Source organism: Nocardia terrae, assembly GCF_009760405.1.
GTDB lineage: Bacteria > Actinomycetota > Actinomycetes > Mycobacteriales > Mycobacteriaceae > Nocardia > Nocardia terrae.
Genome location: NZ_WRPP01000001.1, coordinates 1,414,700 through 1,427,526, shown reverse-complemented (window position 1 = coordinate 1,427,526; position 12,827 = coordinate 1,414,700). Strand labels below are relative to the sequence as shown.

Sequence of the window (12,827 nt, the reverse complement as noted above, 5' to 3'; positions counted from 1 at the left end):
AGAACCGCCGCGCGTTCCCCCCACCCACCACATGCCCTCCATACCCGGCCGACGTCGAACACGCTCGCGGAGTTCGCGGCCGAGCTCAACGCTCCCAGACTCGACTCGCGAGGAAGGTCCGCCAATCCCCGTCCGAGAACCAGAGTTCCGGGCCGCGAGGGCCAGCTTTGGAGTCGCGGACACCGACTCGCCCATCGCCGAGGTAGACCTCTACGCACTGCTTCGCGGCATCGGATCTGCTCGATTTGTACCACTGGCCGGTCTGCGGGAGCTTCTTCATGCGGCGTACTCCTTCGCGAGGGCGAGCACCATGTCTCTTGTGTCCGTTTTCGTCAACGCTACCGCCTGCATAGCCCCGATCGCTTCCCTATATTGGTCGATCTCCTCGACGCGTTCGTGGTAGAGACTCCCGATCGCACCCTCGACGAAAACTACTGAAGGCAAGGCGATTCCGCTCGACGCCTTCGGAAATTCGAGAAGCGTGAAGGGCTGGATCGTGAGACCTCGATGCGGGCCGACCGCGAACGGGATCACGCGAATGCTGACGTTCTCACGGTCCCCGATCTCGGCGATCCAGCGCAGCTGAGCCGCCATGACCGGCGGGCTCGCGGGGCAATGGCGCAGGACCGCCTCCGAGATCAGCACTTCCAGACGAAAGCCGGTCTCGGTCAACCGCGCTTGTCGGCGGGTCGTGAGCTCCAGCAAGCGCTCGACATTCACGGGCGAGAGGTCCGGTTCATCAATCCGGATAATCGCGCGACGATACTCGGAGATCTGCAGGAGCCCGGGCACGATCACCGGCTGGTGCGCGATGATCCGGTTCGCGGCACCTTCGAGGCGGAGAAACTTAGGAAAGGTCGGGGCCAACTGGTCGGTGTACGCCTTCCAGAAACCCTTTGAATTTCCTTGCGCTTTCGCCACTTTGTCCTGATTGACAATCTCGGACCAGAGCCGTAGCGCCTCTTCGCACACCTCCGGCGACGCGCCGTAATGATCGAGTAGCAGTCCGATCAGCGGCGTGGTGAGCTTGGTGGGGCTCCCCTCCTCCATACGCATGATGACCTGACGCGATACCTCCAGCCCCGTCGCGGCCGCGAGCAGTGTCTGATGTGCGTTTTCTCGTACTCCGCGCATGTAGTTCCCGAAATCCATGCGAGAGACCGTCGATCCAGTCATTTCTTAGCCTCGCTATCAGGGGGATGCCCGCCACGGACATGACCGTCGCGGACATTCATTGTATTTCAGCGAGAAGTCCGTAGGACCTACTCCAGCAAGGACTTTGGCTGTCTACTTGATGGAGAGCGCTCAGCGAAAACAGTTTTCGGCTCAGGTGTCACATCTGGGCCATTCGATCCGATAGGACATCTGGAGTCGCAATGCCTTGGGATGCGTGGATTTTGTCGCTTATGACTGTTATGGGTGGAGCGCTGACAGCGTTCTGTGTTCTTGAAGACATCAAGGGTTCTGGAAATTCTCATCGCAAACGATCCGGTCGGCATCGTTTGTCGCGACAGCAGACGAGGAGTTGAGCTGTGGCGCAAGCGATCAGCCACGAGGTCCCCGACTACCCGGTCCAAAACCTCGAGGTCGCTCGACGAGGATTGGAAACCCACCGAACCTGCGAAAGGACCTGCGAAGCCAAACGCTACTTCAAAGCCCTTGTCCCCCACCTCGAAATGATCGCCCGCCGCCGAGCCGCCTCCGGCACCTGGAACCTCTGGCCCCCACCCTGAAAACGTTGAGTGGCACATTATCGAGGCTAATTCGGGCAAATCCCCTCGATAATGTGCCACTCGACGATCTATTCCGAGGCGGGGGCTCCGGCGTTGGCGTATTCGACCAGCTGGCCGGCGAGGGAGTTCGGGACTCGGGCTCGGACTCGGGTGCCGGATTCCTCGTGTTCGGAGGAGAGGATCTTGCCGTCGGCGTGGATGCGGGCGAGCAGGTCGCCGCGGGTGTAGGGGAGCAGGACACTCACCTCTACGTCCAGGCCGCCGAGGATCTGGCCGAGGCGGTCGCGGAGTTGGTCCAGGCCCTCGCCGGTGCGGGCCGAGACGAAGGCCGCGTCGGGGAGCCAGCCGCGCAGCTGGGTCAGTTCCAGGGGATCCAGGGCGTCGATCTTGTTGACCACCAGGAACTCCGGCGGGGCCGGGGTCTTGGATTCCTTCAGGACATCGGTGATGACCTCGCGGACGGCCTTGATCTGCTGATCCGGCAGCGGGTCCGAACCGTCGACCACGTGCAGCAGCAGGTCCGCGCCCGTCACCTCTTCCAAGGTGGAGCGGAACGCCTCGACCAGCTGGGTCGGCAAGTGGCGGACGAAACCGACGGTGTCGGTGAACACCACTTCGCGGCCGTCCTCGAGGGCGGCGCGACGGGTGGTCGGATCCAAGGTGGCGAACAGGGCGTCCTGCACCAGGATTCCGGCGTCGGTCAACGCGTTCATCAGCGAGGACTTGCCCGCGTTCGTGTAGCCGACGATCGCGACCTGCGGAATGCCGCTCGCCGAGCGCTTGGCGCGCTTGGTGTCGCGGGCGGTCTTCATGTCGCGGATCTCACGGCGCAGCTTGGCCATACGCTCGCGAATGCGACGACGGTCGGTTTCGATCTTCGTCTCACCGGGACCACGCAGACCCACACCGCCATTGCTGCCGGCGCGACCACCGGCCTGCCGGGACATGGACTCACCCCAACCACGCAGCCGCGGGAGCATGTACTCCATCTGCGCGAGCGAGACCTGCGCCTTGCCCTCTCGCGAGGTGGCGTGCTGGGCGAAGATGTCCAGGATCAGCGCGGTGCGGTCGATGACCTTCACCTTCACGACCTTCTCCAACGCGGTCAACTGCGCGGGAGAGAGCTCACCGTCACAGATGACGGTGTCGGCGCCGGTCTCGAGGACGATGGCGCGCAGCTCCTCGGCCTTGCCGGAACCGAGGTAGGTGGACTTGTCCGGCTTGTCGCGGCGCTGGATCAGCGCGTCGAGCACCTCGGAACCCGCGGTCTCGGCGAGCGCGGCCAGCTCGGCCATGCTCGCGTCGGACTGCGCGGCCGTGCCCTCGGTCCAGACGCCGACCAGCACCACCCGCTCCAGGCGCAGCTGCCGGTACTCGACCTCGGTGATGTCCTCGAGTTCGGTGGACAGACCCGCGACACGACGCAGTGCGGCACGCTCCTCGAGCTGCTGCTCACCGACGGTCGGCGCGGCCGACCAGCCGTTGTTACCGGCGTCAGGGGCGTCGTCGTACTCCTCGTCGAGGTCTTCGGCGGGAGTGAACTCATACGTTTCTGGCTTACTCATACACCTCCATAGTCCCACGTCCCAACGAGAAGCCGCATTCGGTTATTTCGCGGCGACTCGAGCCTCCGGCGGGTGGGGCAAGCCCCCACACCCCCAGAAGATTAGAGACCGGGGGCCAAGCCCCCAGAACCCCAACGTTCGCCGGCGCGGGCGATGACGTCGTCGAGGACTTCGCGGGAGCGCAGGAGGTCGGCGATGGTGCGGTCGATGCGGTCGCGTTCGGAGACCAAACGGTCGACGAGGTCGGGCGTGGCGCGTTCGTTCGCGCCGCCGTCGGTGTCGCGCATGCACGGGAGGATCTCGTAGATCCGCTTGCTGTTCAGGCCCGCGGCGAAGAGTTCCTGGATGTGGATGACGCGGTCGACGGCCAGGTCGGGGTAGTCGCGCTGGCCGCCGGGGGTGCGGGTGGGCACGAGCAGGCCCTGTTCCTCGTAGTAGCGCAGGGAGCGTTCGCTCACTCCGGTGCGTTTGGCCAGCTCACCGATTCGCATGCGGCACTCCGGGTTCCGAGGCTTGCACCTCACATCAATGTCAGGTTTTACCTTACCGGCATGACGAACACGGACCTCTTCTCCACCGGCCGGATCGGCGCGCTGGAACTCCCGAACCGGCTGGTCATGGCGCCGGTGACCCGCAATCGCGCGGAGGCCGACGGCACCCCGTCGGCGCTCATGCGGACCCACTACACGCAGCGCGCCGGAGCCGGGCTGATCATCGCCGAGGGCACCACGCCCAGCCGGGTCGGGCAGACCTACCCGAATATCCCTGCCATCTACAACGATTCGCACATCGCCGGATGGCGGCGGGTTACCGACTCGGTCCACGCCGCGGGCGGGCGGATGTTCCTGCAGTTGCAGCACGGCGGGCGGGCCGGGCATCCCGACAACAGCGGGCTGACGCCGGTCGCGCCCTCGCCGATTCCGCTGCCGGAGGGGATCCACACACCGTCCGGCCACCAGGAATCGGTCACCCCGCACGAGCTGAACCAGCGGGAAATCCGCGACACCGTCGCCGATTTCGCCCAGGCCGCCCGCAACGCCATCGCCGCCGGATTCGACGGCGTGGAGGTGCACAGCGCCAACGGCCATCTGCTGCACCAGTTCCTGGCGGGCAACACCAACCACCGCACCGACGCCTACGGCGGGTCCATCGAGAACCGCATCCGCTTCACCCTCGAGGTGGTCGACGCCGTGATCGCGGCCATCGGCCCGGACCGGGTCGGCATCCGCATCTCCCCCGCCGGAACCGCCAACGGCATCGCCGAAGACGACACCGACGACCTCTACCCGGCCCTGGTCACCGCCCTCGCCGAACGCGCCCCCGCCTACCTCCACCTCGTCTACGCCGACCCGGAAAACCCCCTCTTCCAGCAGATTCGCCGACTGTGGCCGCACACCCTGATCGCCAACCCCATCCTCGGCTGGACCCTCCCCCTCCCCGCCGACGGCGGCCGCGCCGCCGGTGAAGCCCTCCTCGACGCAGGCGCGGACCTGATCTCCCTGGGCCGGGCATTCCTGGCCAACCCGGACCTGGTCCACCGCCTGCGCATCGGCGCACCTCTCAACCCGGTCCGGGACGCGCCGTTGATGTACGTCAGCGGCGCGGAGGGATACAACGACTACCCGACACTCGACACCGCCGAACTCGCCACCGCCACCTCTGCGGCGTGACCGGTCAGCGGCGCAACCTGCAAGAACTCCCGTCCGCGTGGCGCGCTCGGCCGGTCATCCGAGGACGTTCGATCGGCAGCCCGGCCACGACCAGCGCCGACGGGCCCGGGCAGTTGGGCTCACGCAGATTCGCGCTGGGTCCGCCGCGGCGGTCGATCAGGCGTCCTGCCACCACTTGGCGGCGAGGCGGCCCGTCGCGACCAGCACGGACGGGCCGCGCAGCCAGGCGGAGCCGTGCTCGATGCCGACGGTGACGACGCCGCCGGGGATGCGGACCTTGATGTGGCCGATGTCGGAGGACAGGTCGAAGCCGTCCGCGGCCAGAGCGGCCGCGGCGGCGGCCACGGTTCCGGTTCCACAGGAGCGGGTTTCGCCGACGCCGCGCTCGTAGACGCGCATGTCGACGCCCTTCTCGCCGTCGGAGCCGACGCCGAGGGCGGTGAGGATCTCGACGTTCACGCCGTGCGGGAACAGGGTGTGGTCGAAGCCGGGCAGGCGTTCGAGGTTCAGGGCGGCGAGCGCGGCGGGGGTGAGGTTCGGGTCGACGCAGGCCAGGTGGGGGTTGCCGACATCGATTCCGAGGCCGGTGAATTCGCGGCCGTCGACGGTGGCGGTGGAGGTGCCCAGGGTCTTGACCTTGCCCATGGCCACGGTCACCTCACCGTGCACGGGGTCGGCGTGGTGCACGACCACCGGACGCGCGCCCGCCCGGGACCCGACCACGAATTCGTCGCGCTGCTCGAGCCCGTTCGCGACCAGGTAGTGCGCGAACACCCGCACGCCGTTGCCGCACATCTCCGCGATCGACCCGTCCGCGTTGCGGTAGTCCATGAACCAGTCCTCGGCGCTGACCGCCTCGGGCAGCTGCGCCAGCACGCCGTTCTCGAGCAGTGCCCCCGCGCGCGCCACCCGCAGCACCCCGTCCGCGCCCAGCCCGCGCTGCCGATCGCACAGGGCCGCGACCCGGGATTCGGTGAGTTCGAGCCAAGCGTCCGGGTCGGGCAGCACCACGAAGTCGTTCTGGGTGCCGTGGCCCTTGCTGAATTCGATGTCAGCGGCGCTGTTCTCGCTCGTCATGGCTCCCAGCGTAGTGCCCGGCGTTGCCGCGAGATCTCGTAGAGGGCCACCGCGGCCGCTGACGGCGAACCGAGGGTGCCGTCGGTCGGGATGCAGACCAGCCCGTCACACACCTGCCGCCAGGCGGGGGTGAGCGATTCGGACTCGTCACCGAGGACCAGGACGGTGCCGCCTTCGAAGGAGGCGTCGTCGAGGGCGAGACCGCCGCGATCGTCGCTGCCGATCAGGCGGGTGTCGATGCCGCGCGCCCGCTGCCGGTCCCGGAACGCGACCACCTGCGCCGGACCCGAGGCCCGCAGCACCGGGACCGCGAACAACGCCCCGTCGGAAGCCCGCACGCTCTGCGGGTCGTAATGGTCCACCCCCGAACCGGTCACGATCACCCCGCCCGCGCCGAACGCCACCGCCGAGCGGATCAGCGCACCGAGCCGGATCGCCGACGCGGGCCGGTCGACGACCACCACCGTGGCCGGGTCCTCGGGCGTGCCGGGCGCGAAATCCTCCAGCTCGGGCCGCTGCGTCACCGCCACCGCCACCAGCTCCGGCACCCCCTCGGTGGGCTCGGCCAGCTCGGCCATCACCTCCGGCACCAGCCCCATGCCCGGCACACCACTGGTCTCGAGCAGCTGCCGCACCCAATCCGGCGGCTCCGGCGCACCCAGCCGGTAGACGAGCGTCTCCAGCGGCCAACGACATTCGACCGCCCGCGTGATAGCGCGCCTGCCCGGCACCAGGAATCGACCGTCCCGCACCCGTTTGGCCCTGTTGCGCAGGTATTCCCGCCACAACTCCACCGAGGCATTCCGCGTACTCCCACGGCCCGTCACCCCAGCAACGTAGCGCGAACCCCCGACAACGCAGACGTGAATCTGGCGTGTCCCCGAGTCGCGGAGTGTCCGACTCGATCACTGCGGGGCATCGCCCAGCCACTCACGAAGATGGCACTCCGCCCCAGGATCAGGCCCTTGCTCGGTCACGCAGGCACGCGGTGCCCCACCGCCCGGGCAGGCCGAGCGCGTCGACGCAGGTCCGGGCCGCCATCCGGCGGGCTCTTGGCCGAGATCTCGCTTCGCACAATCGATTCCGGCCACGAGCAGGCCGGAGCGACGGGGAGACGCGCGACCGGGCGCACGGTGCCGGCGGGTCGTTCGGACGCCGCCCACGACCGGCCGCCGAGAGCCGATCGCATGCCGCCGCGACGGCCGAGCCGGCCAGGCAGGGCTCGCCATGTCGAAACCCCCGCCCGCAGCGTGCGGAACGGTTTGTCAGCCGTCACCCGGCACGCGCTCGGCAATGGCCGAAGCCGTGTCCGCCAGTTGCGGGTCCGCGCCGTCCACCCAGTGCACGCGCTGGTCGCGGCGGAACCAGGAGCGCTGGCGGCGGACATAGCGGCGGGTGCCGATGAAAGTGCGCTCACGGGCTTCGGCCAGGTCGTATTCGCCGTCGAGGAAATCGAGGACCTGGGCGTAACCGATGGCGCGACGGGCGGTTTGGCCGTGGCGCAGGCCCTGGGTGATGAGCCGTTCGGTCTCCTCGACCAGACCCGATTCGAACATCTTCGCGGTGCGCAACTCGATGCGGGCATCCAGCTCGGCGGTGTCGCGATCGACGCCGATAATGCAGGCGCCCCAGCGTGGTTCACCGATCTGGGGCGCGGAGGCCGCGAACGGCTTGCCGGTCAGCTCGACCACCTCCAGCGCGCGCACCATGCGGCGGCCGTCGGTGGGCAGAATCGTCTGCGCGGCCACCGGATCGGCCCGCTTCAACGCCTCGTGCACCGCGACCGTGCCGCGATCGGCCAGCACGGCTTCCCATTTCGCGCGGATCTCCGGATCGGTGGCGGGGAAATCCCAATCGTCCAGCAGCGCTTGCACATACATCATGGAGCCGCCGACGATGACCGGCGTGTGGCCGCGCGCCATGATGGCCTCGACATCCGCGCGGGCGGCGGACTGGTACGAGGCGACGGTGGCGGTCTCGGTGACGTCGAGCACGTCGAGCTGGTGGTGCGGGATGCCGCGGCGTTCGGGGACCGGCAGTTTCGCGGTGCCGATGTCCATGCCGCGATACAGCTGCATGGCGTCGATATTGACGATCTCGCCGTGCAGGCGTTCGGCCAGCTCCAGGGCCAGATCGGATTTTCCGGTGGCGGTCGGGCCGACCACGGCGACGGGCCTCACGCGGCGGCTCCCGGACGCCACACGCTCACGTGGTAGGCGACGCCGAACGGGGCTGCGGCATAGAGGGTTTCGACCTCGGGATCGACCGGATCGACGGCGAACAGACCGGCCAGCACCTGGTAGGCGGGACGGCCCGCGACATCCAGTTCCGCGAGCAGGTGGGTGTCCAGGGCGGCCAGCGCCTCCCGGTCCCCCGCGCCGAGAGCACGGTCGATGACTTCCTGCACGCCCTCGGCGCGCTCGTCGAGATAGCGCGGGGCCTTCAGGGACAGGGTTGCCGCACCGTCGCCGACGACCAGCACCGCGACCGGTTCGGCCTCGGCGTCGAGTTCGGTGCGCAGGTATCGGCCGAAGGTCAGGCACTCGTCGGCGGAGGCGTCGGCCGAAATCAGGCGGCACTCGGCGACCGCCTCGGGCGCGACCTGCTCGCGCAGCCAGCCCGCGATCAAGGCCGGGAGGGGCAGCAGCGGATCGATGTCGAGGACAGGGTCGTAGACGACACGCTCGGCCATCGAACCGGTCAAACCAACTCGGACATCCACGCCGTATCCCCGGAATGTGCCCACCGCGTCCGAACCGATCACCCGCTCGGCTACCGCGCCGCCGGAAACCTCCTCCGGCTCCGCCACGCCGACCACGATCCATCGCGACGCGCGGGCCGCCAACTCCCCCGCGGCCCGCAACACCGCAGCTCGCAGCGTTGCCACCGGACCATCGCCGAGGGCACCGGCGGTACCCTCGAGTTCGGGTACCAGCACGGGCGGCGAGGGAACCAGCGACGCAACACAGAACACGCCGTCAACCGTAGCGCTAACGCACCTCACCAGCCCCACCCCGGCCGGACCGCCGCGCCGCCGAAGCGGGCTCAAAGACAGCATTTCCCATCTCAGCCTGGTTGAATGGGATGCAGTTAGACCGATGAGCTAGGGCGTAACCAGGCAGCCGTGACGCGCGGCAGGGACGAGGAGCAATGACGGACAACAACGGAACCGAGAAGGCCACCCACTCGGAGTCGACCCCGACGCCCAAGCCCGGCGCCGCAGTGCCAACCCCGAGCGACGCAGTGCCCACTTCGGGCAGCGACGCAGTGCCCGCCTCGAACAGCGACGCAGTGCCCACGCCGGGTGAAGGCACCAAACCGTCTCCCGCGAACGCCGCCGCACCCCGCCCGGGCGGCCCGCGTCGCAAACCCGAATCCCCCAAACCCCACGCCGTCAAGCCCGCGCCCGGCCCGGCGACACCGCACCCGCATCCGGTGGTCGTGCCGTCGGTGAGCGACCCCAGCCAGTGGGGCCGGGTCGACGACGACGGCACCGCCTGGGTCAAGACCGCCGACGGCGAACGCGTCATCGGCTCCTGGCAGGCCGGTGACGCCACCGAGGGGCTCGCGCACTTCGGCCGGCGCTTCGACGATCTGGCCACCGAGGTCGCGCTGCTCGAGGCCCGCCTGGCCGCCGGCACCGACGCCCGCAAGACCAAGGCCGCCGCCACCGCGCTTGCCGAAACATTGCCCACGGCCGCGGTCATCGGCGATATCGACGGGCTGAACACCCGCCTGCGGGCCATCATCGAACACTCCGACGAGGCGGCCGCGCACGCCAAGGAGGAGAAGGAACGCACCCGGCACGAGCAAACCGAGCGCAAAGAAGCCCTGGCCGCGGAGGCCGAGCAGATCGCCTCGGACTCCACCCAGTGGAAGGTCGCCGGGGACCGGCTGCGGGAGATCCTCGACGAGTGGAAGACCATTCGCGGCGTGGACCGCAAGGTCGACGACGCGCTGTGGCGGCGCTTCTCCAAGGCCCGGGAGGCCTTCAACCGCCGTCGCGGGGCCCACTTCGCCGAACTCGACCGCGAGCGCGCGTCCGCGAAGACCCGCAAGGAAGAACTCTGCGTGCGCGCCGAGGAACTGTCCGGCTCGACCGACTGGTCGGGCACCGCGGCCATCTTCCGCGACCTGCTGACCGAGTGGAAGGCCGCCGGCCGCGCCCCCCGCGAGGCCGACGAGCAGCTGTGGCGTCGCTTCAAGGCCGCCCAGGACGTCTTCTTCGCCGCCCGCAACTCCGCGGCCAGCGAACGCGACCACGAGTTCGAACAGAACGCGGCCGCCAAGGAAGAACTCCTGCGCCACTACGAGGACATCAACCCCGAGTCCAACCTCGACGCCGCCCGCAACGCCCTGCGCGAGCTGCAGGAGAAGTGGGACGCCATCGGCAAGGTCCCCCGCGAGCGCATGCACGATCTCGAGTCGCGCCTGCGCACCATCGAGAAGAAGGTCCGCGAGGCCGTCGACGCCCAATGGCGCCGCACCGACCCCGAGGCCATGGCCCGCGCCGCCCAATTCCGCGAACGCGTAGCCCAATTCGAGGAACAAGCCGCCAAGGCCCAGGCCGCCGGCAAGACCCGAGACGCCGAAAAGGCCCTCGAACAGGCCAAGCAGTGGCGTGAATGGGCCGAAGCCGCCGAAGGCGCAGTCAGCCAGCGCTGAGTACGCGCGACCCACACCGAGATTCACCCCGGCCCGGCCTCCACAGGCCGGGCCGGTTTCCTGTGTGAGCGCGGACTACTTCTCCGCATCCGACAACGACACGTGCGCTCGACCCGCACACACGGCACGATGCCGGGATATCGATGTCGGCGTGGATTCCGCTGTTGCACAAGGTTATTCACAAGGGTTGGGGTTCGCGGATAGGCTCGCGGGTATGGCACCTAGTCGGGATGAGCTGGTCGCGCATTTGATCGCGAGCGGGATGGCGGGGCGGGTGGCTACGCCCCGGGAGAACAATCTCGCGCATTATTGGCGGCTGGCGCAGCGGGATCCGGGGTATCTGTTCGGGTTGGATATCGGGGCGGGGTGGGATGCGGATGCGATCTTCGAGTTGATGATTCGGAAGGTCGGGGTCGATCCGCGGCGGAATCATCGGCGCGGGGCGGACACCATCGATCCGGAATGCACTGCGGCGGCGTTGGATCGGTATGCGGCGCGGTTCGACAAGGCGATTCGGGAGCGGCAGCGGGTGTTGTTCGCGACCGGGCATCCCAAGACGCTCACTCGGCTGTATCAAATGCTCGCCGGGGCATTGACGGCCGCCGGTGGGACGGTGGTCGAGGCGGGGGCGGGAGCCGTTTGGGACGACCAGACCCACTATGGGGTTCAGCGGCTGACGATCGAGCACTTCCAGGGCGTCGCCAACCTGATGGCCACGCGCGGTGCGATCCACACCCATTCGGCGGTGCCGATCGGGTTGGCCCTGGACGCGCTGCGGCAGGCCGGGGAGCCCATGCCGGATCTGGTTGTCGCCGATCATGGTTGGTGCGGTGGCGCGGCGCAGGCGGGGATCGATGCGATCGGATTCGCGGACTGCAATGATCCGGCGTTGTTCGTGGGCGAGGAGATCGGAACCGTCGCGGTGGCGGTGCCGCTCGACGACGGGATCGAGGCCGAACAGTACGACCTGCTGGCGGAGTACATCCTCGGGCGAGAGTGATTGCCGCTCAGTTGAGTTCGGCCGGGGCCGTCACGACCTCGTGGCGGGTGGGGCGGTGCGAGCGGCGGTATTCGGTCGGGGACAGACCCACTTCGCGATTGAAGTGGGCGCGGAGGTTGGCGGGGCTGCCCAGGCCGCAGCGGTCGGCGACCACGTCGACCGGTAGATCGGTGAGCTCCAGCAGTTCCCGCGCTCTGATGAGGCGCTGGGTCAGCAGCCATTGCAGCGGGGTGCCGCCGAGTTCGGCGTGGAAGCGGCGGGCCAGCGTGCGGTCGCTGAGGTTGGCGTGGGCCGCCAGATCCGAAACCGTCAGGGGGCGTTCGAGATTGGCCATCGCCCATTCGAGGGTGGCGGCCAGGCCGGAGTCGGTGGGCTGGTCGGGGACCGGGGATCGCAGGTATTGGGCCTGGCCGCCCGCGCGATGCGGTGAGACGACCAGATAGCGGGCGGCGGCATTGGCGGCCTGGGAGCCGAGGTCCTTGCGGATCAGGTGGATGCACAGATCCATTCCGGCCATGGTGCCCGCGCTGGTGAGGATGCGACCGTCGTCGATGTAGAGGACGCCGGGGTCGATGTCGAGGTGGGGGTGGCGGGCGCGCAGCGCGGCGATATGCCGCCAGTGGGTGGTCATGCGGCGGCCGTCGAGCAGTCCCGCGGCGGCCAGCACGAAAGCGCCGGTGCACAGGGAGGCGATGCGGGCTCCCCGCTCGTGGGCGGCGCGAACGGCCTCGACCAGGTCGGCGGGCGGGTCCTCGCGGACGCTCGGCGTGGACGGGACGATCACGGTGTCGGCGCGCACGAGGTCGTCGTAATCGTGATCGGTCAAGGCCACGAAGGGATCTCGCAGAGTCGCGTGGTGGGTGTCACGGGGGCCGCAGAGCTGGAAGTCGTACCAGGTGGCAGGGTCGACGCCGATGGGCGGCTCGTAGAAGACCTGGTACGGAATCGCCACCTCGAAGATCGGCATGCCGGGCGCGACGGCGACGGCCAGCGTGCCGGGACCGTTCGATTCCATGATTCCTCCCTGAGGCGAGGTCTTCGAACTCCAACCTAGCGCGACCTCGTGTCAGAAATCTAGCGCAGTGTGGCATTCCTGCCACTCGTGGATCGGGCCGCG

The 12,827-nt window shown here is 68.7% G+C and carries 12 protein-coding genes; 3 read left to right on the top strand and 9 right to left on the bottom strand.

All coding sequences use genetic code 11. The annotated features are described in order from the left end of the window. Positions 1–85 precede the first annotated feature (85 nt). The 4 genes from GPX89_RS06660 to GPX89_RS06645 all read right to left on the bottom strand — a co-directional run bounded on the left by GPX89_RS06660 (position 86) and on the right by GPX89_RS06645 (position 3,789). Entirely contained in the window at positions 86–280 is a 195-nt protein-coding gene (locus tag GPX89_RS06660) for a DUF397 domain-containing protein (protein ID WP_157355725.1), read from the bottom strand. Next, on the bottom strand, positions 277–1,152 hold the full coding sequence (locus GPX89_RS06655) for a helix-turn-helix domain-containing protein (protein ID WP_157355723.1): 876 nt from the start codon (positions 1,150–1,152) through the stop codon (positions 277–279). The genes GPX89_RS06660 and GPX89_RS06655 overlap by 4 nt, the downstream gene beginning before the upstream one ends. A gap of 649 nt (positions 1,153–1,801) precedes the next feature. Next, the gene (hflX, locus tag GPX89_RS06650; protein WP_157355721.1) at positions 1,802–3,298 is read right to left on the bottom strand and encodes a GTPase HflX; all 1,497 of its coding nucleotides are present in this window, start codon (positions 3,296–3,298) and stop codon (positions 1,802–1,804) included. Between the two features lie 101 nt (positions 3,299–3,399). After that, on the bottom strand, positions 3,400–3,789 hold the full coding sequence (locus tag GPX89_RS06645; protein ID WP_157355719.1) for a MerR family transcriptional regulator: 390 nt from the start codon (positions 3,787–3,789) through the stop codon (positions 3,400–3,402). Between the two features lie 60 nt (positions 3,790–3,849). Between GPX89_RS06645 and GPX89_RS06640 the strand changes: the two genes are divergently transcribed. Continuing rightward, positions 3,850–4,968, top strand: coding sequence for an alkene reductase (locus GPX89_RS06640; protein WP_157355717.1), 1,119 nt, complete (start codon positions 3,850–3,852; stop codon positions 4,966–4,968). A 156-nt stretch (positions 4,969–5,124) separates the two neighbouring features. Here GPX89_RS06640 and dapF read toward each other — a convergent pair whose 3' ends face one another. From dapF to GPX89_RS06620, 4 genes are all read right to left on the bottom strand, one after another. Beyond that, on the bottom strand, positions 5,125–6,018 hold the full coding sequence (dapF, locus tag GPX89_RS06635; protein ID WP_328601658.1) for a diaminopimelate epimerase: 894 nt from the start codon (positions 6,016–6,018) through the stop codon (positions 5,125–5,127). Positions 6,019–6,041: 23 nt separating this feature from the next. Continuing rightward, positions 6,042–6,872 (bottom strand): TrmH family RNA methyltransferase, encoded by an 831-nt coding sequence (locus tag GPX89_RS06630; protein WP_328601573.1) that lies wholly within the window; start codon positions 6,870–6,872, stop codon positions 6,042–6,044. Positions 6,873–7,310: 438 nt separating this feature from the next. Then, positions 7,311–8,225 (bottom strand): tRNA (adenosine(37)-N6)-dimethylallyltransferase MiaA, encoded by a 915-nt coding sequence (gene miaA / locus GPX89_RS06625; RefSeq protein ID WP_407939333.1) that lies wholly within the window; start codon positions 8,223–8,225, stop codon positions 7,311–7,313. After that, positions 8,222–9,019 carry a class III extradiol ring-cleavage dioxygenase family protein gene (locus GPX89_RS06620; protein WP_328601571.1) on the bottom strand — a complete coding sequence of 266 codons (798 nt, stop codon included), beginning with the start codon at positions 9,017–9,019 and terminating at the stop codon, positions 8,222–8,224. Before GPX89_RS06620 ends, miaA begins: the two co-directional genes overlap by 4 nt. A 176-nt stretch (positions 9,020–9,195) precedes the next feature. Between GPX89_RS06620 and GPX89_RS06615 the strand changes: the two genes are divergently transcribed. After that, on the top strand, positions 9,196–10,710 hold the full coding sequence (locus GPX89_RS06615) for a DUF349 domain-containing protein (RefSeq protein ID WP_157355713.1): 1,515 nt from the start codon (positions 9,196–9,198) through the stop codon (positions 10,708–10,710). A 214-nt stretch (positions 10,711–10,924) separates the two neighbouring features. Beyond that, entirely contained in the window at positions 10,925–11,710 is a 786-nt protein-coding gene (locus GPX89_RS06610) for a phosphatase (protein WP_157355711.1), read from the top strand. 7 nt (positions 11,711–11,717) lie between these two features. Here GPX89_RS06610 and GPX89_RS06605 read toward each other — a convergent pair whose 3' ends face one another. Then, positions 11,718–12,725, bottom strand: coding sequence for a GlxA family transcriptional regulator (locus GPX89_RS06605; protein WP_157355709.1), 1,008 nt, complete (start codon positions 12,723–12,725; stop codon positions 11,718–11,720). Between the last annotated feature and the right edge of the window lie 102 nt (positions 12,726–12,827).